Genomic DNA, 21,970 nt, shown 5'->3' with positions numbered 1-21,970 from the left:
TTACCAACTCCAATTCAAATTCCTTTTGGATTGCGGGTGAGACTCGCCCGATCAACGGGTTTGTCTACTGCTCGACTTGGCCATGATAGCCATCGCCTGTGCCAGGACGAAGTCGGGCGTGATGGACTCCAGGCAGGCGCTGGGACTGTGGTGGTGATCTTCGCAGCCTGCGCGTCCGCAGGGGACGCATTCTTGGGGGCCCTGAAGCAAGGTGATGTTGTTCAGGGTTTGCATGGCGGCATGTCGGACGATGTGAATGGGCCTGCCTGCATCCTCTGGCCAGGGTGCCCAGCGCTGCGGGTTGGTGGGCCCGAACACGGTCAGCACCGCCGCGCCTGAGGCGGCCGCCAGGTGCGTGATCGAGGTATCGGGTCCGATGTAGAGGGCGCAATCCGACAGCAGGGTGACCAATTGGCCAAAGTCCAACTGCCCGCTGGCATCGATCAAGTCTGGCGAATCAACCTTGGCTCGCAAGGCGCCGATGCATTGCTGGTCGCGGGGACTGGACGAGCCAGTCAGCACGACCTGATGGCCCTCGCACAGCAGTCCCTGGACCAATTTGCAGAAATGTTCGACCGGCCACTGCTTGTATCGCCATATGGAGGGCACATGGACAACGATGGGGGCGGGCCTCAGCCTGGCGGCCAATTCGGCGGGCAGGGGACGTGGTGGTGGCGGCACCACCTGCGTGAAGGCCTCGCCCTTGACCAGCCAGGGGTCGAGGAGCCGGACTTTTTCTGTGACCACATGGACTTCGCCCCGATCGCCTGCACTCGTCACCGCGTGATCGAGCAGTCGGGTCTTCCACCAGTTGCTGCCACCGGACTCGGGCAGGAGCCCGCTGCGGCAGGGGGCGGCGATCCAGCCCAGGAGGTGCGCCCGGTCACCCGGCTGCGACACCAAGGCCAGGTCGTAGCGACGCCAGAGCTGGCGCAACAGGCGCCAGGCGCCGCCCCATCCGAGGCGGGCCGGGGTAGCGAGGCATTGGTCAATGTCCGGGTTGCCCTTCAGGATGGCCAATTGACCCTCGAAACCGAGGACGTCGATACGGGCTTTCGGCCAGCGCTTTCTGGCTGCATGGACCAGGGGCGTGGTGAGAAGGACATCGCCGATCTGGCGGGTTGCGATGATCAGGACGCGGTTCATCCAGCGACCGCAAGGGCGGGGGGGCGTGCAGTGCCAGCTTGTATCGCGTGCAGGCTGGCGTACAGCCCGTTCATGGCGAGCAGTTGCGGGTGCGTCCCGGACTCGACGACGCGTCCCTGATCGAGCACGAGGATATGGTCCACGTGCTCGATGGTGGACAGGCGGTGGGCGATGATCACTGTGGTGCGGCCGGTCATCAATCGCTTGAGGGCCTCCTGGACCAGCCGCTCGGAGGCTGCATCCAGGGCCGAAGTGGCTTCGTCCAGGATCAGGATCGGCGCATCCTTGTACAGGGCGCGCGCGATGGCCAGGCGTTGGCGCTGGCCGCCGGAAAGCTCGGTGGCGTTGTGGCCGGTGATGGTGTCGAGCCCCTGGGGCAGGCCATCGACGAGATCAGCCAGGTTCGCGGCGTCGAGGCAGTGCCTGACACGGACCAGGTCTGGCACCTCTGACATGGAAATGTTGCGGGCCAGCGTATCGTTGAACATCACCACATCCTGCGACACCAGTGCGAACTGGCGGCGCAGGGTGGCGAGATCCCACTGCGACACGTCGACGCCATCGAGCTCCACGCTCCCGGCGTCGGGGACGACGAAGCGTGGCAGCAGGTTCGCCAGCGTCGTCTTGCCTGAGCCAGAGGGCCCCACCAGTGCAACCACCTGGCCGGGTGCGATCGACAGATTCAGACCATCCAGTGCCACGGTCTGGTCCTCTCGATAACGCACACGGACTCCGCGCAGGTCGACACGGCCCTGGCACTGAAGCGGGGCATGTCCACCGCCGGACTCGGCCGGCGTCAGTTCGATCAGATCGATGCCACGCTGGACCGCGGCCAGCCCGCGGGCGATCGGTGTCGCGGCCTCAGACAGGCGTTTGATGGGGGCGAGCAGCATGAGCACCGCGGTAATGAAGGAGGCGAACGTGCCCACGGTGATGCCCGCGCGCGATTGCCACAGCGCAATGGCGATGACCATCGACAAGGCCAGCGCCGCCAGCATGTGCGTCAGAGGCGTGATCGCTGCCGACGCCGCTGCGGCCTTGAGCGCAAGCCGGCGCAGGACCAGGCTCAGCCCCCGAAAGCGCTCGGCTTGCCCCTCCTGGGCGCCATGCAGGCGCACGACCCGGGCTGCAAGCACGTTTTCCTCGACCACATAGGCCAGGTCGTTGGTGGCGGTCTGGGTGCTGCGCGCGATGCGGTAGAGGCGCTTGGACAAAGTGCGCATGATCCAGCCGACGCCTGGTACCACCATGAACACGACCAAGGTGAGTTGCCAGTTCAGGTAGACCAGGTAGCCCACCAAAGCCAGCAGCCCCAGGGCGTCCTTGAGCAGGCCAATGACGGAATTGACCAGCAGTTGCGCCCCGTTCTGCACCTCGAAGACAACTGTGTTCGACAGGGAGGTCGCGCTCTCCTTTCCGAACAGGGCCAGGCGCGCGTCCAGGATGCGGCCAAACATCGCCCGCCTGAGGGCGAGCAGCCCGTCCTGGGTGATGCGCGCCAAGGCCAGGTCGGCCAGGAAGCCCGCCGTCCCGCGAACCGCAAACAGCCCCAGCAGGGCGGCTGGAACCATCCACAGCGCAATACCTTCTCCTGCAAACCCTTGGTCCAGCAGCGGCTTGAGCAGGGCAGGGACCAGAGGCTCGGTCGCGGCGGTGACCACGGTGGCCAGTGCGGCCAGCACCCAGAACCGGCGTGTCCCTCGGAAGTAGGGCAGCAGCCAGCGCACGGTTTTCAGGTTCAACCCCATCAACCGGATACTCCTGCTTGCCGTCTTTCCCACTGCCAGGCATGCGTCACGATGCTTTTCAGGTCGGGCAGCCGCGGGGACCAGCCCAACTCGGCCCTGGCGCGCGCTGAGTCGGCCACCAGCACCGGCGGGTCACCCATGCGGGCGGGATCGTCCCGCACCGGGATCGGGTGACCGGTGACCTGGCGAGCGGTGGCGATCACCTCGTTGACTGAATGGCCCAGGCCATTGCCCAGATTGAAGGTCCCGCTGGCGCCGCCGGCCTCTAGGCGCTGGAGCGCCAGCAGGTGGGCTTCGCACAGGTCTTGCACATGGATGTAGTCGCGGATGCAGGACCCGTCGGGGGTCGGGTGCCCGGACCCGAAGCGGGCGATCTCCGCCCGCCTTCCTGAGGCCACCTGCAGCACCAGCGGGATCAGGTGGGTCTCGGGTTCGTGCCGCTCACCGAGGCTACCTTCCGGATGCGCGCCCGCGGCATTGAAGTAACGCAGAACGATATGGCGCAAGCCATGTGCCGCCTCATAGTCTTGCAGCAGGTGTTCCACCGCCAGCTTGCTATGGCCGTAGGGGTTGATCGGCTGGGTGGGATGGTCCTCAGGGATGGGAACCTGTTGCGGGTTGCCGTAGACAGCAGCGGTGGAGGAGAAGATGAAACGAGGCACTTGTGCCGCGACCAGCGTGTCGAGCAGGGACAGGGTCTGGACCAGGTTGTTGCGCCAGTACTTGCCTGGATGCTGCATGGACTCGCCGACCAGACTGGAAGCGGCGAAGTGCATCACGCAGGCGGGGCGGGTTTCACGCAGCAGGGCAGCCATGAAGGCGGCGTCGCCGATATCGCCTTGGTGCAACTCGGCGCCCTGTACGGCGTCCGCATGGCCGGTCGACAGGTTGTCCACCACGATCGGCCGATAGCCCTGCTCGCGCAGCATGCGCACCATGTGCGAGCCGATGTAGCCGGCGCCGCCAGCCACGATCACAGGGGTGCGGGAGTCCATGGAGGGGATGCAATAATTGCCCGCCGGGAGACAGCCCGGACAGTTCGCTTGATTATGCCGCCTCGGCATGTTCAAACCGTTCGTTCTGCAGCCCAGCCCGTTCTGTCTGTCCATGCCGCGCTTGTCCGTCACCATCATCACAAAAAACGAAGCCCAGCACATTGCGGATTGCATTCGCTCGGCCCGCTTCGCCGATGAGGTGGTTGTGGTGGATTGCGGCAGCACCGACGCCACCGTCGACTTGGCCCGCGCAGAAGGCGCGATCGTGTTCGAGATGGACTGGGCAGGCGACGGCCCGCAAAAGAACCGCGCCATTGACCGCGCCACGGGCGACTGGTTCTTCTCTCTGGATGCCGACGAGCGCATCCCCCCCGCACTGGCGACAGAAATCCGCCGCGCCATTGAGCGCGAGGATGTTGCCGGATTTCGAGTGCCCCGGCTGTCGGCCTACTGCGGACAGTTCATGCGTCACGGTGGCTGGTGGCCAGACTTCAATATCCGCCTCGGGCGCCGGGGCCAGGCCCGCTATAGCGAGACCGAAATCCACGCCACCGTCCGTGTCCAGGGGAGCGTGGCTGATCTCAGTTCGCCTCTCATTCACTTCAGCTTCCCCGACCTGGAGTCGGTCCTGGACAAGCTCAATCGCTATTCCAGCGCGGGAGCTCGTGACATGGCCGCGCGCGGGAAGCGGGTGAGTTTTTCTCGCGCGGTGGTCAGCGGCGGCTGGGCCTTCATCCGAACTTATTTTCTCCAGGCCGGCTTTCTTGATGGTCGGCGCGGCTTCATGCTGGCTGTCTCCAACGCTGAGGGCACCTACTACCGCTACCTCAAGCTGTGGCTCATGCAGCAGCCGCCGATGTCCAGGGATCTGCCTCGCTGATGCGCATTGGCTTTGTTGTCCTGACCTACAACCGCAGCGATGCCCTTGTGGCTCTGCTGCGTAGCCTGGCCCCGCAACTGTCGGCCGAAGATTTGCTGGTGGTCGCCGACGACGGCTCCCGAGAGGAGCACGTGCAGGCGCTGAGGGCGGGCTTGCCAGTCTCGAGGGGCCCGGTTTGGCATGCTTGGCATCCCGATACAGGTTTCACCGCCTCAAAAGCCCGGAACCTGGGCGCCCGGGTGGCGCATGAGGCCGGCGCCGACTACATCGTTTTTCTCGATGGGGACTGCATACCAGGCCCCGGCTTCGTGCGAGCCCATCGCGCACTGGCCCGCCCCGGGGCGTTCGTCAATGGCAGCCGTGTGTTGCTGAGCCCAGCGTTCACCGATCAGGTGTTGGCCGGTGAGGTCGATCCCCTGGCGCTTTCGGCCGGGGACTGGCTGCGCCTGCGCCTGTCGGGACAGGTCAACAAGTTGGGCCATTTGCTTCATTGGCCCGGCCTGCCCGGACGCGTGCAAGCGCGCTTTTCCTGGAAGGGGATCCGCAGTTGCAACTTCGGGTTGTGGTGGTCCGACTTGGCTACAGTCAACGGTTTCGATGAGACTTTTGCCGGATGGGGGCATGAGGATGCCGACCTCGTCTTGAGGCTGCACAATCAGGGCTTGGTGCGCAGGAATGGCTACTTGGCGTCCGAAGTTTTTCATCTTTGGCACAGGGAGCAAGCCCGCGATCGAGAGTCAGTCAACCGCTTGCGGGTAGAAAATCGCAGAAGCGAAGGGACCCGCTTGGCTGCGGTAGGCTTGAACCGGCCTGACCTGCTTGCCGAGGCTCGGGTGACTTTGCTGCAGTCCGAAGGAGATAGATGCGAATGAACACATTGCTATTCAAAAGGCGCCGCCAGACCTTGGCGCTTATTGGTGCCGGCCTCTCAGCCCCCGCACTGGCCCAGTTCCGCGTCGAGGTCAGCGGCGTCGGCCTCACCCAGTTGCCGATCGTTGTCGCGCCCTTTCGCGGCGAGGAGGGTGCCCCACAGAAAATTTCAGCCATCATCCGCGCCGACCTGGAGCGCAGCGGCCAACTGCGTGGGATTGATGTGCCTGGTCTGCTGGTCGACGAGTCTTCCCGGCCCGACCTTGCAGCTCTGCGCCAGCGCGGTGCCGACGCCCTCACTGCGGGCAGCGTGACACGCCTGGCCGACGGCCGCTGGGACATCCGTTTTCGCCTCTGGGATGTGGTCAAGGGTGATGACCTGAGCGGACAAAGCTATGCGGTGACCGCAGGTGACCTGCGTTTGGCGGCCCACCGCATTGCCGACTACGTCTACGAAAAGCTCACGGGCGAACGTGGCGTGTTCTCTACCCGCATTGCCTACGTGACCCGCGGTACCAACCGCTTCAACCTTTGGGTGGCCGACGCGGACGGCGAAAACGCGCAGTCGGCCTTGGCCAGCCCTGAGCCCATCATCTCTCCGGCCTGGGCGGCCAACGGGAACCAGTTGGCCTATGTCTCCTTCGAGTCCCGCAAACCGGTCGTTTATGTGCACGAGGTGGCCAGCGGCCGCCGGCGTCTGCTGGCCAACTTTCGCGGTTCCAACAGCGCTCCGGCCTGGGCTCCCGACGGCCGCAGCTTGGCCGTCACTTTGTCCCGGGAGGGCGGTTCACAGTTGTACCTCATCAGCGTCGAAGGCGGTGAGCCGCGCCGTCTGATCGAGTCATCCGGCATCGATACCGAGCCCGTGTTTTCTCCCGACGGCCGCAGCATTTATTTCGTGAGTGACCGTGGTGGCGCCCCCCAGGTCTACCGGGTGAGCGCCAGCGGTGGAACGCCCGAACGCGTCACTTTCAACGGCAGCTACAACATCTCGCCGGCGCTCAGCCCCGATGGCAAGACGCTGGCCTATACATCCCGGGTGGGGAGCGGCTTCAAGCTGCAGGTGATGGACTTGGCCTCCGGCAACGCCACGGCCATCACCGAAACCACCGCCGATGAGAGCCCGAGCTTCGCGCCCAATGGTAAACTTATCGTTTACGCCACTCGCCAGGGTGACCAGGAAGCGCTCATGACAACCACCTTGGACGGCCGTATCAAGGCCCGTCTGGCGGGTCAGGGTGGGGATCTGCGGGAGCCCGACTGGGGTCCGTTCGCGCGTTAAGCCGAGCCACCATGCAGATCAGCCGCGCAATGGGCGAGAGTTATGATTAAAACAGGCAACATTCGGGTGGGCCCCGCGGGGTGGCTCATACGCACAGATAACAAAAGGAGTGATTGAATGAACCGAGGAACGAATTGGCTGGTGGCTCTCGTTGCCATAGCGGCAATGGCAGGCTGCGCGTCAGGTGTCAAGCTCGATCCCCCGGCTGCGCCTGTGGTCGAGCGCAGTGCGCAAGCTCCTTTGACACCCCTCACCCAGCCACCCATAACGCCCCGTGCGGGCGCAGGTGCTGGTGCCGGCACCGGTGCAAATCCCAGTGGTAATGCCAATGCAAATCCCAATGCCAGCCAGTCGCAGGTCATGCCTGCGGCGCCCGTCGCCTCTGCAAGCACTGCTGCCGGCCCAGTTTCAGTGGCTCGACTGATCCAGTTCGACTACGACAGCTTTGTGATCAAGCCAGATTTCCTGACCTTGATCGAAGCCCATGGCCGCTTCTTGAAGGCCAACCCGGGTCGGCGTATTGCGATCGAAGGCCATACCGACGATCGCGGTGGCCGAGAGTACAACCTGGCCTTGGGCCAGAAGCGGGCCGAGGCGGTGCGCAAGGCCCTCGGCCTTGCTGGCGCGAGCGACAGCCAGATGGAGGCGGTGAGCTTTGGTAAAGAAAAGCCTGCCAACACCGCCGCTACGGAGGCCGCCTTCGTAGAAAACCGCCGCGCTGAAATCGTCTACCGCTGATGGCAGCCTGGGCCATTCTCTCCAAGGGGGTCCAGCGTGCCGCCCTCGGCGCAGTGATGGCCTTTGCGCTGTCTGCGCCAGCGCATGCGATTTTTGCCGACGACGAGGCACGGAAGGCCATCCTTGACCTGCGTGAGCGGGTCGCGGCGCAGCAACAGCAATTGACGGAGCAGCGCCAACAGATGGAGGCGCAGCGCCAGCAAATGGCGGAGCAGCGCCAACAGATGGAGGCGCAGCGCCAGCTGATCGAATCCCAGCGGCAGCAGCTGGTCAACTTACGCGGCAGTCTTGACCAACAAGTCAATGCTGCCGGCCAGCGCTTGGCCGAAGAGGGCAGCCGGTTGAGTCGTAGCCTGCTCGACCTCCTCCAGCAAATCGAAGGCTTGCGGGCCGAGCTTGCAAAGCTGCGCGGCACAGATGAACAGCTGGCGCGCGAGGTGTCTCGGGTGGCGGGTGAAATTTCCGAATTCCAGCGCCGGCAGAAGGACATTGCCCAGGGCGTGGATGAACGCCTGCGCCGCTTCGAGCCCGTCAAGGTCACGGTGGATGGCCGTGAGTTCATGGTTGAGCCTTCAGAGCAACGCGCCTTCGACGCCGCCATGGCCGTTATGCGTCGAGGCGACATCGCGGGGGCCGGCAAGGGATTTGCAGATTTACTAAGCCGCTACCCACAATCTGGCTACCGTGGCAGCGCTTTGTTCTGGCAAGGCAACGCCTTGTACACCGCCCGCGACTGCAACGGTGCGCTGACCGCCTTCCGGGGGCTGATACAGGCAGCACCCGAGCATTCGCGTGCTCCTGAGGCAACGCTCTTAATCGCCGCTTGCCAGGTCGAACTCAAAGACGTGCCTGCGGCACGCGAGACGCTCAGACGCCTGCTTGCCGACTACCCGCAGTCCGAGGCAGCGCCCACCGCGCGTGAGCGACTGTCCCGCCTGAACTGACCTTCAGGGTCCTCATCTGCCGGTGAACACCGACGAGCAGGCCGACCTGCAGCGCCGCTTCGGCGGGCTGGATCGCCTGTATGGCGTCAGAGGCGCTGCCGCGATCCGCGCCGCTCATGTGGCGGTGGTCGGCGTCGGAGGGGTCGGCTCCTGGGCGGCTGAGGCGCTGGCCCGAAGCGGGGTTGGAGAGATCACCCTCATTGACCTCGACCATGTGGCCGAGTCCAACATCAACCGCCAGATCCACGCCCTCACCGATACCGTGGGACAGGCCAAGGTGCAGGCTATGCGTGATCGCATTGCAATGATCCATCCTCACTGCGTCGTTCATGGCGTCGAGGAATTTGTCGAGCCGGAGAACTGGCCCCAACTTCTTCCTGCAGGCGTGCAGGTTGTCATCGACGCCTGTGACGCGATGCGTGCCAAGGAGGCCATGGCCGCCTGGGCATTGCATACCCAAAACATGCTCGTCACCGTGGGCGCCGCCGGGGGCAAGCGCCTGGCTCATGCGGTGGAGATCGACGACTTGTCGCGCAGCACCCATGACCCGCTGTTGGCGCAGCTGCGCTATCGCTTGCGCAAGGCCCACGGCGCTCCCCGTGAGGGCAAGGCCATAGGCATCGCCTGTGTCTTCAGCCGCGAGGCGGTGGCCCCGCCCGATCCGTCTTGCGCGGTGGAGGGCGACGGCAGCCTTAATTGCCACGGCTATGGCTCGGTCGTCACCGTGACCGCCACCTTCGGTCAGTGCGCGGCCGGATGGGTGCTCGATCGCCTGGCGAACACGGCGCGCTGAGCGCCTGGTGTGATGGTGGCGCCCCGGGTAAGGGGAGAAACGGCCATCAATTCCGCTATACTCCGAGGTTGCGCTGATGAGTGGTGCCCTTCGAAAGGTGTCGCTGATTGGCCGACCGGACAGGCAAGACAGCGTCAGTTGTCTTGCCTCTGGGGGACGTTAGCTCAGTTGGTAGAGCAGCGGACTTTTAATCCGTTGGTCGCAGGTTCGAATCCCGCACGTCCTACCAATATTCATGCGGGTTTGCTGCTCATGAAGGGGCAGCAAACCTTCCGCAATTCAGGGGGCTGTTCCGCAAAATCATCGGATCGGCAAAGGGAAATGACCTAAACGTCATTTCCCTTTTTCATTTCCCCTCTTTATTCCCCAAGGCCTTTGCGCTTGGCCGACGGCGTGCCATCGACACGGGGTGACGCACTCACACCTTCAGCCATCGGCTGGTCGCGGACTTGCATCCCCCCGGCACTGCGCAAGTGATGGTCAAGCGCCCTGCGCGCTGCCTGCCGGTGCTCACTCGTCTCCAGGTCGTCGATGCAATTCATGATCAGGCTTGCCGCGTGGACCTGATCCCAGTGGACATCCGCTCCACCCGCTCCCCCCAGCCAGCTGATTGCTTCGCGATTGCCAAGACAGGTGATCAATTGAGCCATCATGAGATAGGGGGCAGGCTCCGGTTGCTCTGCCCAGGCTTGCAGGAGTGCCGAGGCAACTGCGTGCATCCGTGCGGCCGCTGCAGTGGTAGGAGGCAGCGCATGGCCGCAGCTATCAATCGCGGCGGCGAGGCAGCGTGCGATGGCACCCTGAAACTGGTCGGGATTTTTTCCCTTCAGGTGACTCACCACGCGGCCCAGCCTGCCCAAAGGGGATGCACCCACGCGCAGGAAGGCGTCCAGACTTCCCTGGAGTACCTGGAAGCTGCGCTCGTGGGGCAGGGCCGTGAACAGCAGGCTCGGGCAGGCGCGGCTGGCCAGGTCGCAGAGCAGCCATTCCAGCACGGCCTGGTCGGCACTCGCGCTGGCGCCTCCTGCATAGCGCGCTGCCAGCAAGCTGCTGACAACGCTCCGTCGCAGGCCGTCACTGAGGGAGGGCTGGGCAGCGCTGAGGTCCATGAGGTTGAACAACAACTCCATCGGTGCCTCCTGGCCACCGAGGCTGTGAACCAATGGCATGAGGTTGATGCGCTTCGAGACCTCGGGGGCTAATCGCAGGGTCTCTATCGCCTGCAAGCCCTGGAGCCAGGCCTTGCGAAATCGGAAGTAGATGGCGGCGGGCATGACGGCGCCCCCGAGACGGTGGCCCATCACGGCCAAGTGCCCGACGATAGTGTCGACGGCCAGTCGTCCCAACTGCTCACGGTCTGGGCCTTGAAGGCGGGCACTCAGCACCTCGCATCCCAGCCCGGCATAGGCAGCCAGCGCCCCGGAACTTCCCGCACGTGGCTGGCCATCGGACTGAGCGAGGTTGCGGCTGAAGTGCTGGAATCTTTCAATCAACCGTTCCAGATCTGCCCAGCAGGCAGGCGGCAACTGGGCGGTGCGGGCGTGAAGAGGCGCCGATGGGCCGGAGAAGTCTTCCGCCATGGTGGCCGGGTGAAAGCCCTGCGCCGCGGCACTGGACGAGTGTTCTGGCGCTGATGCGGCACTGCTTTGACTCCCGAGGCGGGCCTTGGTCGCCATTGCGCGGCTGGCGACCTCGGGGTCGAAGTCATAGCCCCAGGTTGGGAGGGCGGCGCTGTCCGGCTGGTCGCCAGCGCCAAAGGCCTTTCGGTCAGAGACGGAGCGCACCAAGGACCTGCCCGAACTTGCCGGATGCGGTACCGCGCAGCTGGGTCCGAGGGAGAGAAAAGGCGGGGGCTTGCGTTGGCATGCGGGATTCATGGGCGGCTCCTGGAGTGGGGCGCGAGTATTCGCCCCACCCGCAGGCCGTTCTGACCGAGGGCTGATTCGCCGCGTCTTGTTGGCCTCTTCGAGGCCAACTGTGTGAAATTTGTCCGGGCGAGCCAGTACCTCAGTCCAGCATCACCGTCTCTGTGTAGTAGGGCAGGTGGCACGCCCATCCCTTCTCCCGTTCGATCCGCTGGCGCAGCGTGTCGGCGGCAACGGGTTCACCGTGGGTGATGAAGGTGCGCCTCGGTGCTTGGGCCAGGCCCGAGAGCCAGGCCAGGATCTCGCTCGCATCGGCGTGCGCCGAGAAGTAGTCGAGTTGCACCACCTCGGCCCGCAGCGGGACCTCTTTGCCGAAGATGCGCACGCTGGTGGCGCCGGCCGCCAGGGCGGCGCCACGTGTGCCGCCGGCTTGGTAGCCCACCAGCACGATGGTGTTTCGCTTGTCTGGCGCAAAGGCCTGCAGGTGATGCAGTACCCGGCCACCCGTGGCCATGCCGCTGGCGGCCACGATGATCATCGGGCCCTTGCGGGCGTTGAGCGCGCGGGAGTCGTCGGGCGTTTCGACGAAGGTGGTGCCATTGACCACGGCCTCGCATTCGTCAGAGGTCAGGCGCAGCTGCTCCGGATGGCGCAAAAATACCTCGGTGGCAGCGGCGGCCATGGGGCTGTTCAGATAGACCGGCAGGTGGTGAATGGCCCCGCGCACCTTGAGCAGGTGAATGGCGTAGAGCAGCGCCTGGGCCCTGCCAACCGCGAACGCCGGAATCACCACCACGCCGGTGCGGGCCGTGGTGCGGTTGATGGTGTCGGCCAGGGCCCGCAGCACATCGCCATCCACATGTTCGCGGTCGCCGTAGGTTGACTCGATCACCAAATAGTCGGCGGACTCCGGGGTGACCGGCGGTTTGAGGACGAGGTCGTTGGGCCGCCCCAGGTCGCCAGAGAACAGCAGGGACCGCTTTCCGTCATCGAGCCGTACAAAGCTCGAGCCCGGCATGTGACCGGAGTGGGACAGGCGGGCCTTCAGGCCCGGCAGGGGCGCGAAGTCCTTCTCGCTAGGTACCGGCTTCAATTGGCTCAGGCAGCGCAACGCATCCTCACGGCTGTACAGGGGCATGGCGGGTTGGTGCTTGCTCGTGCCGTGGCGGTTGGCGAACTCGGCCTCTTCCTCCTGCAGGTGACCAGAGTCGGGCAGCAAGATGGCGCACAACTGCGCCGTGGCCGTCGTGCAGTAGACCGGGCCCTTGAAGCCCTGTCGTGCCAGCAACGGCAGGTAGCCGCTGTGGTCCAGGTGGGCGTGGGTGAGGACGACGGCGTCGATGTCGGACGCTGGCACTGGCAAGGGCGACCAGTTGCGCAGCCGTAGCGGCTTGTAGCCCTGGAACAGGCCGCAATCGACCAACAGGCGCCGGCCGCCGTGGGTCACCAGGTACTTGGAGCCAGTGACCGTGTCGGTCGCACCGAGAAATTGGAGCTGCATGGCCCCAATCTAGCCACGGCGCATCGGTCCTGACTTGACTTGGAACAAACGGATCAACCCTGGCTGCCCGGGTGCCTCAGGCGGGGTCGGGCAAATTCAGGCCTTAGCTACGCCGCTTCCGGGGACTGGTTGCCATGTGATGCGCTGCATAACAGCACCCGCCTCTGGCTCCCCGAGCGACTTCAAGCAGCCTGCGCGGCCTCGATCTCGCCGGAGAGTTCCAGCCAGCGTTCTTCCAACTGGGCCAACTCCTCGCCGACCCCTTTCAGGCGCCTTCCGGCCTCGGCGATTTCTGCCGGTGAGAGACCGCGCGAAAGCTGGGCTTCCAGCCCGGCCTTTTCCGTCTCCAATTCGGTCATGCGGCGCTCGGCTTCACCCTGCGCCTTCTTGAGCGGGCGCAAGGTGGCAGCCAAGGCCTGGCGGGCTTGTGCGCTTTGTTGGCGAGACCCGCCGGGGGAGGCTTGCGGTGCGGGGGGCGCCTGGGCCGCGGAGGTCACCTGGTGCGCCGGCGCAGGCTCGGCGGTGGCCGGTGGCGATGCGAGGCTGGACTCCGCTGGGATTGCCGCTGTAGTGGCCGCTGGAGTGGTCGTTTTGGCTGTGGCCGTGGCGGCCTGCTGCCGCGCCACCTCGCGCAGGCGGCGCGATTCTTCCAGCAGGTACTTCTGGTAATCGTCCAGGTCGCCGTCGAAGGGTTTGATGCCGCCGCGGCCGACCAGCCAGAACTCGTCGCAGACCGCGCGCAGCAGGGCCCGGTCGTGGCTCACCAGCATGACCGTGCCCTCGAACTCATTGAGCGCGATCGACAACGCTTCGCGGGTGGCCAAGTCCAGGTGGTTGGTCGGTTCGTCCAGCAGCAGCAGGTTGGGGCGTTGCCAGACGATCATGGCCAGCACCAGACGGGCCTTCTCGCCGCCGCTCATGGTGCCCACCGGCTGGCTCACCATGTCGCCGCTGAAGTTGAAGCTGCCCAGAAAGTTGCGCAGCTCCTGCTCGCGCGCCTGCGGGCCCACGTCGCGCGCCAGGCGAATCATGTGCATCAGGGGGTGGTCGGGCGGGCTGAGAACGTCCAGCTCTTGCTGCGCAAAGTAGCCGATGTTCAGGCCCTTGCCCTCGGTCAGCGTGCCCGCCAGCAGGGGCAGGGTGTGGGCAATCGTTTTGACCAGGGTCGATTTGCCCTGGCCGTTGGCACCCAAAATGCCAATGCGCTGGCCGGCCAGCACCGAGCGGTCTACCTTTTGAACGATGGTGGTGGCCGTGCCGTCTTCGGCCCGGTAGCCGAAGGCGGCGTCCGAGATGGCCAGCATCGGGTTGGGCAGGTTGTCCGGCTCCTTGAACTCGAAGTTGAAGTCGGCGTCGGCCAGCACCGGTGCCACTTTTTCCAGGCGCTCCAGCGCCTTGACCCGGCTCTGGGCCTGCTTGGCCTTGCTCGCCTTGGCCTTGAAGCGGTCGATGAACTTTTGCAGGTGGGCAATCTTGTCCTGCTGCTTGGCAAAGGCCGACTGCTGCAGTTCGAGCTGTTGGGCCCGCAGAAGCTCGAACGCGCTGTAGTTGCCGCCGTAGCGGGTGAGGCGCTGGGCGTCGATGTGCACGGTGACGGTGGTCACCGCGTCCAGAAATTCGCGGTCGTGGCTGATGACGATCAGCGTGCCGGCATAGCGTTGCAGCCAGGCTTCGAGCCAAACCAGGGCGTCGAGGTCCAGGTGGTTGGTCGGCTCGTCCAGCAGCAGCAGGTCCGACGGGCACATCAGGGCACGCGCCAGTTGCAGGCGCATGCGCCAGCCGCCAGAGAAGCTGTTGACGGGCCGGTGGAGTTGCTCGGTGGTGAAGCCCAGGCCCAGGATAAGCGCCTGCGCGCGGGGCACCGCGTCATGGACTCCGGCGTCATGCAGGTCGGCATGGGCCTGGCCCACGGCCATGCCGGCATCGGCATCGTCGGGGAACTCGTGCAGGCGGGCCTCTGCCTCATCTAAGCGCGCTTGCACCGCCATGAGGCGGGTGTCACCCGCCAGCACGAAGTCGGTAGCCGGCTCGTCGGTCTCGGGCATGTTCTGGGCCACCTGGGCCATTTGCCAATGCGCTGGGCGGCTGAACTCGCCGCCGTCCTCGTGCAGGCTGCCGTCGAAGAGGGCGAACAGGGTGGACTTGCCGGCGCCATTGCGGCCGACCAGGCCTGCCTTTTCGCCGGGGTTGAGGGTGAGGGAGACCTTGTCCAGCAGCACCTTGGTGCCGCGGCGAAGGATGACGTCGCGAAGGGTGATCATGCAGGCGCGTTTTCTGCCCAGTTTTCTACTCGAAGGCCCGGGACCCGTGCGAATTCGCGCACGTTGCTGGTCACCAGGGGAACGTCCAGCGCAAGGGCTTGCGCGGCAATGAGCTGGTCGATGGCGCCGATCGGTGTGCCCTGTCTGGCCAGGTGGGCGCGCAGGCTGGCGTAGTGCCAGGCGCAGGCTTCGTCATAAGCCACGATTTCCAGGGGCGCGAGGAACTTTTGCAAGGCTGCGCGGTTCCGTTCAGAGCCACTTTTGGCCACGCCAAAGGCAAGCTCGGAGGCGGTCAGCGCCGACACGCCGATGTCCCCGACCGCGTGCTGCCGAAATCGTTGCAGCACCTGGGGAGGATTGACCTTGATGAGGTAGATGCAGATGTCGGTATCGAGCAGGTACTTCACCCACCATCTCCCGCTGGCGCGGCCCAGTCCTCGCGCACCTGCTCCGGGGGTTGTTCGCGCCGAAGGTCCAGACCGGGCTCGAACTCGGTGAGGGCCTGCTCCATCAGGGACCAGGGGTCGTCGACCGGCAGCAGCAGGACGCCGTTACCAAAGCGCTTGATCGCCACCTCGGCACCTTCAAAGCGGAATTCCTTTGGCAGGCGTACGGCCTGGCTGCGGCCAGAGGCGAAGAGGCGGGCGGTCTGCATGAGGCGTCCTTGATAACTACCGTTGGTAGCTACCATTCTAGGTGAAGGTCTCGGCCAGTGCTTCTCGGGTCAGGAGCAGCACATGGTCTTCGCCAGCCGAGGTGTCCAGCCAGACCACCTCCAGCTGCGGGAAGGCGGCTTCGAAGAATGCGCGCTCGTTGCCGATCTCCAGCACCAAGACCGCATCGTCGTTCATGTGGGCCGGCAACTCCCGCAGCAGGTGGCGGATGAAATCCATGCCGTCGGCACCGCCGGCCAGGGCCAGCGCGGGCTCGGCCCGGTATTCGGCCGGCAAGGCCGCCATGCTGCCCGCGTTGACATAGGGCGGGTTACACAGAATCAGGTCGTAGCGGCCAGGGACTGCGCTCAGGCCATCGGACTCCATCAGCCGAACCCGCGAGGCCAGCCCGTGCTTGTCCACATTGATCCGGGCCACCGCCAGGGCGTCTGCGCTGATGTCGGCGCCATCCACCCGCACCTCGGGCCAGGCCATGGCCGCCAAGATGGCCAAGCTCCCGTTGCCGGTGCACAGGTCCAGGACCTGGCGCGTTTCTTCCCCCAGCCAGGGGTCGATGGACGCGTCGGCGATCAGTTCGGCGATGAAACTGCGCGGGACGATGGCGCGTTCATCCACATAGAACGGCACGCCCTGCAGCCACGCTTCCTGCGTGAGGTAAGCAGCCGGCTTGCGGGTGGCGATGCGTTCGCCCAGCAAGGCTTTGACCGCGGCCTGGTCTGGCGCGGTGACCTCACGCGTCGCCACGCCATCGAGATCGTCCAGCGGCAGCCCCAGCCGCCACAGCACCAGCCACGCCGCTTCGTCAAAGGCATTGGCGGTGCCGTGGCCGAAGGCGACGCCCGCGGCTTCGAGCCGGCGCGCAGCGGCCTCTATCAATTGCAGGATGTTCATGGACGGTACCGTGCGACGCGGACAGGCTTCAGGCCAGGGCCTCGAGCCCTTCGAGCGTACGCCGGTAGATGTTTTTCAGCGGCTCGATATCGGCCACCGTCACATGCTCGTCGATCTTGTGGATGGTGGCGTTGACCGGGCCGAACTCGATCACCTGCGGGCAAATGCGCGAGATGAAGCGGCCGTCGCTGGTGCCGCCGGTGGTGGACAGCTCGGTCTTGACACCGGTCTCTGCCTCGATGGCGCCCTGAATGGCAGCGACCAACTCGCCCGGCGGCGTGATGAAGGGCTGGCCGCTCAGGGCCCAGGTCAGCTCGTAGTCGAGCCCGTGCTGCGCCAGGATCGCTTCGACCCGCTGGCGCAGGCTGGCGTCTGTGCACTCGGTGGAAAAGCGGAAGTTGAAGTCGATGACGACCTCGCCCGGAATGATGTTTGATGCGCCGGTGCCACCATGGATGTTGGACACCTGGAAGCTGGTGGGCGGGAAGAACGCGTTACCGCGGTCCCATTCGATGCCGGCCAGTTCGGCCAGCGCCGGCATGGCGTCGTGAATCGGGTTGCGCGCCAGCTGCGGGTAGGCGATGTGGCCCTGAATGCCTTTGACCTTCAGCTTGCCCGACAAGCTTCCTCGGCGGCCGTTCTTGATCATGTCGCCCAAGCGGTCCACCGAGGTGGGCTCGCCGACGATGCACCAGTCGAGCCGCTCGCCGCGGGCCTGGAGTGCCTCGCAGACCTTCACCGTGCCGTCGACGCTGGGGCCTTCCTCGTCGCTGGTGATGAGGAGTGCAATCGAGATTTTCGGGCTCGGGTGCGCCGCCAGGAACTCCTCGGCGGCCACCGTGAAGGCGGCGATGGAGGTCTTCATGTCGGCGGCGCCGCGTCCGTACAGCTTGCCGTCCCGGTGCTCGGGGGTGAAGGGGTTGCTGGCCCATTGCGCCAACGGGCCGGTGGGCACCACGTCGGTGTGGCCGGCAAAGACCAGGGTGCGTGGGCCGCTGCCCGCGCGCTTGGCCCACAGATTGGTCACGCTGAAATCCGCCGGGCCATAGGCCATCGTCTCGCAGGCGAAGCCCAGTGGCGCCAGTCGGACCTGCAGCACTTGCTGGCAACCGGCGTCGTCGGGCGTGACCGATCGGCGGGCGATCAGCTGCTCAGTGAGGTAGACGGTGGGCGTCATGCGGTACGAATCTGTGTTGGCCCAGTGGTGCCAGTCTCAGTCGCGCAGCAGATCGTTCAGGCTGGTCTTGGCCCGGGTCTGGGCATCGACGCGCTTGACGATGATGGCTGCGTACAGGCTGTACTTGCCGCCGTCCTTGGGCAGGCTGCCGGAGATCACCACCGAGCCGGCCGGGATGCGGCCGTAGGTGACTTCGCCTGTGGCGCGGTCGTAGATGGGGGTGCTTTGGCCGATGTAGACGCCCATGGAGATGACCGAGTTTTCCTCGACGATCACGCCCTCGACGACTTCGGAGCGGGCGCCGATGAAGCAGTTGTCTTCAATGATGGTCGGGTTGGCTTGCAGGGGCTCGAGCACGCCGCCGAGGCCCACGCCGCCGGACAGGTGCACGTTTTTGCCGACCTGGGCGCAGGAGCCGACGGTGGCCCAGGTGTCGACCATGGTGCCTTCATCGACATAGGCGCCGATGTTCACGTACGAGGGCATCAGGATGGCGCCCTTGGCAATGAAGCTGCCGCGACGCGCCACAGCCGGTGGCACCACCCGCACGCCGGTCGCGGCCATTTCATCGGCGCTCATGCCGGCGAACTTGGTGGGCACCTTGTCGTAAAAGCCGAGGTCGCCCGCTTCGATGAGGGCGTTGTCTTTCAGGCGGAAGGACAGCAGCACCGCCTTCTTGATCCACTGGTGCACCGTCCACTGGCCCACGCCCTCGCGGGTGGCCACGCGCAGCTGGCCTTTGTCCAGGGAGGCCAGCACATGCTCCACCGCGTCGGCGACTTCCTTCGGTGCGGACTTGGGGGAAATGTTGGCGCGGTTGTCCCACGCGGTGTCGATGATTTGCTGGAGTTGCTGGCTCATGGTGCTTCGGCGGTTAAAGGTTTGAATTGGAGAAGTGAAGTCGGAAAACTGAAGTCGGGAAACTCAAGTCGGCAAAGCGGTGGCGGAGCGGGAAGGGCGGGTGTCTAGTGGGCCAGGCCGGTGTTGTCATGCCGGCGTTGGCGCTGTCTCAACGCGGCGACCGCCTTTCGCGCACGAAGCGCGCAATTCGCTGGGCAGCCTCTAGGCATTCGGCGGTGTCGGCCACCAGAGCCATCCGCACGCGCCCGGCGCCGGGGTTACGGCCGGCGACCTCGCGCGCGAGGTAGCTGCCAGGCAAAACCGTCACATTGTATTGAGCCAGCAAGTCGCGGGCAAAGTCCTCGTCGCTGCCTTGCACGCCCGCCCAAAGGTAAAAGCTGGCGTCGGGCAGAGCGACGTCCATCACGTCGGCCAGTACCGGGGTTACCTCGGCGAACTTCTGGCGGTACATGGCGCGGTTGTCGACCACATGGGCCTCGTCGTTCCAGGCCGCCACGCTGGCTGCTTGCACCACCGGGCTCATGGCGCCGCCGTGGTAGGTGCGGTAAAGCAGGAACTGCTTGAGGATGGCCGCGTCGCCGGCCACGAAGCCTGAGCGCAGCCCGGGCACGTTGCTGCGTTTGGACAAGCTGGTAAAGGCCACCAGCCGGCGGAAGTCGGTTCGTCCCAACTGGGCTGCAGCCTGCAGGCCGCCCAAGGGGGGCTCGTCCCGGAAGTAGATCTCGCTGTAGCACTCGTCGGAGGCGATGACAAAGCCGTAGCGGTCCGACAGATCGAACAGACGCTTCCATTCCTCCAGCGGCATGACCGCGCCGGTGGGGTTGCCGGGCGAGCAGACGAACAGCAAGCGTGTGCGGGCCCAGACGTCCTCGGGCACCTGGTCCCAGTCGATGGCGAAATTGCGCGCCGGATCACTGGGCGCATAAAAAGGCGTCGCACCCGCGAGCAGGGCGGCGCCTTCGTAGATTTGGTAGAACGGATTGGGGCAGGCCACCACCGCGTCATGGGCGGGGTCGACCACCGTTTGGGCGAAGGCGAACAAAGCCTCCCGCGAGCCGTTGACCGGAAGCACTTGCGTGGCCGGGTCCAGCGTCAAGCCATAACGGCGCGCCAGCCAGCCGGTGCAGGCCTGCTTGAGGGCGGGCTCGCCTGCGGTGGCCGGGTACACCGACAGGCCCGCCAGGCTTTCCATCAGCGCCTTCTCGATGAAGGCAGGCGTGGGGTGCTTGGGCTCCCCGATCCCCAGGCTGATGGGCCGCAAGTCGCGGGGGGGTGTGACACCGGCGAACAGGTGCCGCAGGCGCTCAAAGGGGTAGGGCTGCAGCTTATGCAGAAGCGGATTCATCCCCGGATTATCGACGGCACGGGTCGGGGCTCGGCGCCCCTTCTCTCAAGGCCTGCGTCACCCACCTGTGAGCGCCGATCCGGGTGTAGTACGTAAGTGCTGATCATCCGCCCGGCGGCACCCACGCGTGGGCGGCTCGGGAGGGTGCGCACGGTATCATTCCGCCAGACTCCGAGTCATTCCTGCGGCCGGCATTCCGGCCCGTTTTCACAGGCCTCCCGTGCGACTCACATCGATCAAGCTTTCCGGCTTCAAGTCTTTTGCCGATCCCACCAATTTCATGCTGCCCGGCCAATTGGTCGGCGTGGTCGGCCCCAACGGTTGCGGCAAGTCCAACATCATGGACGCGGTGCGCTGGGTGCTGGGCGAGTCGCGCGCCTCCGAGTTGCGCGGCGAGTCCATGCAAGACGTGATTTTCAACGGCACCAATACCCGCAAGCCGGCCTCCCGGTCCTCGGTCGAACTGGTGTTTGACAACGCTGACCACCGCGCCGGCGGCCAATGGGCGCAGTTTGTTGAAATCGCGGTCAAGCGGGTTCTGACCCGCGACGGCACCAGCAGCTACTACATCAACAACCAGCCGGTTCGCCGGCGCGATGTGCAAGACGTGTTTCTGGGCACCGGCCTGGGCCCACGGGCATACGCCATCATTGGTCAGGGCACCATCTCGCGCATCATCGACTCCAAGCCCGAGGAACTTCGTCTGTTCCTGGAGGAGGCCGCGGGCGTGTCTAAGTACAAAGAGCGCCGCCGCGAGACCGAGAACCGCTTGTCCGACACCCGCGAAAACCTCACCCGGGTGGAAGACATCCTGCGCGAGCTCAACGCCAACCTCGACAAGCTCGAGAAGCAGGCCGAGGTGGCCGCGCGATACCAGCAGCTTCAGGGTGACGCCACCCTCAAGCAGCAGCAGCTGTGGTTTCTGCGGCGTGCCGAAGCTGAGGTCGACCAGGGTCGCATCAAGCAGGACGCCGACAAGGCAGTCAACGAGCTCGAGTCTCGTATCGCCGACCTGCGCCGGGTCGAGAGCGACCTCGAGACCATTCGGCAGGCCCACTACGCTGCCGGTGATCAGGTCAACCAGGCCCAGGGCGCGCTCTACGAGGCCAGTGCCGAGGTGGGGCGCCTGGAGGCCGAGATCCGTTTTGTGGTCGAGGGCCGGCAGCGCGTCGAGCAGCGCTTGCAGCAGCTCAAGGAGCAGACCGAGCAGTGGGCTACCCGTCGGGATGACGCCGCCGGCGAGGTGGAGACCCTGGCCGAGCAGGGCCTGGCCGCCGAGGAGCAGGCGATGCTGCTGGCGGCCCAGGTGGAGGACCAGGCGCAGCAGTTACCTGATCTCGAAGAGGCCCTGCGTCAGGCCCAGGCCCGTGCCACCGAGCAGCGCGCCAGTGTGGCCCAGGTGCAGCAGCAGATCCAGGTGCTGGCCGCCGATCAGCGCAACATCGAGGAGCAATCCAACCAGCTCTCCCTGCGGCGCGAGCGCTTGGTGGCAGACCGCAGCGCCCTGGCCGCCCCCGACGAGCAGCGCCTGACCCTCCTCCAACAGCAGCTTGCTGCTGCCCAAGAGGCCGCCCAGGCGGCCGAGGCTCGCTTGCACGAGCTGCAAGAGCAGGTGCCAGCGCTGGATGAAAGCCGTCGCGGCAAACAGCAGTCCCTCAACGAGCAGACCTCGCGCCAGGCCGACCTGTCGGCCCGCCTGGACGCCCTCAAGGCCTTGCAAGAGAAGGTGCAGACCGACGGCAAGCTGCGCCCCTGGCTGCAGCGCCATGGCCTGGACCACCTTCAGGGCCTGTGGAGCAAGATCCACATCGAGCAAGGCTGGGAGAACGCCCTGGAGGCGGCGCTGCGTGAACGCCTGGCCTCGCTGGAAGTGTCGCGGCTGGACATGGTGCGCGCCTTTGCCGGCGATGCGCCGCCCGCCAAACTCAGCTTTCACACGCCGCCAGCCGCCGCCTTGCCCGAGGGGCAGGCCGGGCTGCCGCGTCTGGCCGAACTGCTG

At 65.5% G+C, this 21,970-nt stretch carries 19 protein-coding genes and 1 tRNA gene; 8 read left to right on the top strand and 12 right to left on the bottom strand.

The genetic code is table 11. The features are described 5' to 3' along the window. Positions 1–51 precede the first annotated feature (51 nt). The 3 genes from QE494_RS18025 to galE are packed head-to-tail and all read right to left on the bottom strand — an operon-like array spanning position 52 to position 3,889. Positions 52–1,146, bottom strand: coding sequence for a glycosyltransferase family 9 protein (locus QE494_RS18025; protein WP_300045787.1), 1,095 nt, complete (start codon positions 1,144–1,146; stop codon positions 52–54). Next, positions 1,143–2,894 carry a lipid A export permease/ATP-binding protein MsbA gene (msbA, locus tag QE494_RS18020; RefSeq protein WP_300045785.1) on the bottom strand — a complete coding sequence of 584 codons (1,752 nt, stop codon included), beginning with the start codon at positions 2,892–2,894 and terminating at the stop codon, positions 1,143–1,145. Before msbA ends, QE494_RS18025 begins: the two co-directional genes overlap by 4 nt. Next, positions 2,894–3,889 (bottom strand): UDP-glucose 4-epimerase GalE, encoded by a 996-nt coding sequence (galE, locus tag QE494_RS18015; protein ID WP_300045783.1) that lies wholly within the window; start codon positions 3,887–3,889, stop codon positions 2,894–2,896. The genes msbA and galE overlap by 1 nt, the downstream gene beginning before the upstream one ends. Positions 3,890–3,956: 67 nt before the next feature. Here galE and QE494_RS18010 point away from each other — a divergent pair, with 67 nt between their 5' ends. The 7 genes from QE494_RS18010 to QE494_RS17980 all read left to right on the top strand — a co-directional run bounded on the left by QE494_RS18010 (position 3,957) and on the right by QE494_RS17980 (position 9,625). Next, on the top strand, positions 3,957–4,769 hold the full coding sequence (locus tag QE494_RS18010; protein ID WP_300045781.1) for a glycosyltransferase family 2 protein: 813 nt from the start codon (positions 3,957–3,959) through the stop codon (positions 4,767–4,769). After that, positions 4,724–5,641, top strand: a complete 918-nt coding sequence (locus QE494_RS18005) for a galactosyltransferase-related protein (protein ID WP_300045779.1) — start codon at positions 4,724–4,726, stop codon at positions 5,639–5,641. Before QE494_RS18010 ends, QE494_RS18005 begins: the two co-directional genes overlap by 46 nt. Further along, a complete protein-coding gene (gene tolB, locus QE494_RS18000; RefSeq protein ID WP_300045777.1) occupies positions 5,638–6,921 on the top strand; it encodes a Tol-Pal system beta propeller repeat protein TolB in 1,284 nt (427 codons plus the stop codon). The genes QE494_RS18005 and tolB overlap by 4 nt, the downstream gene beginning before the upstream one ends. A gap of 117 nt (positions 6,922–7,038) precedes the next feature. Beyond that, entirely contained in the window at positions 7,039–7,659 is a 621-nt protein-coding gene (locus tag QE494_RS17995) for an OmpA family protein (RefSeq protein WP_300045775.1), read from the top strand. After that, on the top strand, positions 7,659–8,603 hold the full coding sequence (gene ybgF, locus QE494_RS17990; RefSeq protein WP_300045773.1) for a tol-pal system protein YbgF: 945 nt from the start codon (positions 7,659–7,661) through the stop codon (positions 8,601–8,603). The genes QE494_RS17995 and ybgF overlap by 1 nt, the downstream gene beginning before the upstream one ends. A gap of 22 nt (positions 8,604–8,625) precedes the next feature. Further along, positions 8,626–9,396 carry a tRNA threonylcarbamoyladenosine dehydratase gene (locus tag QE494_RS17985; RefSeq protein WP_300045771.1) on the top strand — a complete coding sequence of 257 codons (771 nt, stop codon included), beginning with the start codon at positions 8,626–8,628 and terminating at the stop codon, positions 9,394–9,396. Positions 9,397–9,549: 153 nt separating this feature from the next. After that, positions 9,550–9,625, top strand: a tRNA-Lys gene (locus QE494_RS17980). A gap of 130 nt (positions 9,626–9,755) precedes the next feature. On the opposite strand, the gene QE494_RS17975 is transcribed toward QE494_RS17980, so the two are convergent. From QE494_RS17975 to dapC, 9 genes are all read right to left on the bottom strand, one after another. Continuing rightward, positions 9,756–11,273: a hypothetical protein gene (locus QE494_RS17975; protein ID WP_300045769.1), complete on the bottom strand. Its 1,518-nt coding sequence runs from the start codon at positions 11,271–11,273 to the stop codon at positions 9,756–9,758. 130 nt (positions 11,274–11,403) lie between these two features. Next, positions 11,404–12,762, bottom strand: a complete 1,359-nt coding sequence (locus tag QE494_RS17970; RefSeq protein ID WP_300045767.1) for an MBL fold metallo-hydrolase RNA specificity domain-containing protein — start codon at positions 12,760–12,762, stop codon at positions 11,404–11,406. A gap of 182 nt (positions 12,763–12,944) precedes the next feature. Then, the gene (locus QE494_RS17965; RefSeq protein WP_300045765.1) at positions 12,945–15,023 is read right to left on the bottom strand and encodes an ABC-F family ATP-binding cassette domain-containing protein; all 2,079 of its coding nucleotides are present in this window, start codon (positions 15,021–15,023) and stop codon (positions 12,945–12,947) included. After that, a complete protein-coding gene (locus QE494_RS17960; RefSeq protein WP_300045763.1) occupies positions 15,020–15,430 on the bottom strand; it encodes a type II toxin-antitoxin system VapC family toxin in 411 nt (136 codons plus the stop codon). The genes QE494_RS17965 and QE494_RS17960 overlap by 4 nt, the downstream gene beginning before the upstream one ends. Then, a complete protein-coding gene (locus QE494_RS17955) occupies positions 15,427–15,678 on the bottom strand; it encodes an antitoxin (RefSeq protein ID WP_300045761.1) in 252 nt (83 codons plus the stop codon). Before QE494_RS17955 ends, QE494_RS17960 begins: the two co-directional genes overlap by 4 nt. 37 nt (positions 15,679–15,715) lie before the next feature. Beyond that, positions 15,716–16,588: a 50S ribosomal protein L3 N(5)-glutamine methyltransferase gene (gene prmB, locus QE494_RS17950; protein ID WP_300045759.1), complete on the bottom strand. Its 873-nt coding sequence runs from the start codon at positions 16,586–16,588 to the stop codon at positions 15,716–15,718. Positions 16,589–16,616: 28 nt separating this feature from the next. Then, positions 16,617–17,765 carry a succinyl-diaminopimelate desuccinylase gene (gene dapE, locus QE494_RS17945; protein ID WP_300045756.1) on the bottom strand — a complete coding sequence of 383 codons (1,149 nt, stop codon included), beginning with the start codon at positions 17,763–17,765 and terminating at the stop codon, positions 16,617–16,619. A 36-nt stretch (positions 17,766–17,801) separates the two neighbouring features. Then, positions 17,802–18,626 carry a 2,3,4,5-tetrahydropyridine-2,6-dicarboxylate N-succinyltransferase gene (gene dapD / locus QE494_RS17940; protein ID WP_300045754.1) on the bottom strand — a complete coding sequence of 275 codons (825 nt, stop codon included), beginning with the start codon at positions 18,624–18,626 and terminating at the stop codon, positions 17,802–17,804. A gap of 148 nt (positions 18,627–18,774) precedes the next feature. After that, a complete protein-coding gene (gene dapC, locus QE494_RS17935) occupies positions 18,775–19,971 on the bottom strand; it encodes a succinyldiaminopimelate transaminase (RefSeq protein ID WP_300045751.1) in 1,197 nt (398 codons plus the stop codon). Between the two features lie 220 nt (positions 19,972–20,191). Here dapC and QE494_RS17930 point away from each other — a divergent pair. After that, the coding region (locus tag QE494_RS17930; protein ID WP_300045750.1) for a chromosome segregation SMC family protein at positions 20,192–21,970 on the top strand (1,779 nt) is incomplete at its 3' end.

The organism is Ramlibacter sp. (assembly GCF_029866045.1).
GTDB lineage: Bacteria > Pseudomonadota > Gammaproteobacteria > Burkholderiales > Burkholderiaceae_C > Ramlibacter.
The sequence above is the reverse complement of the archived record's forward strand: the minus strand, read 5'-3'. Positions and strand labels throughout refer to the sequence as shown.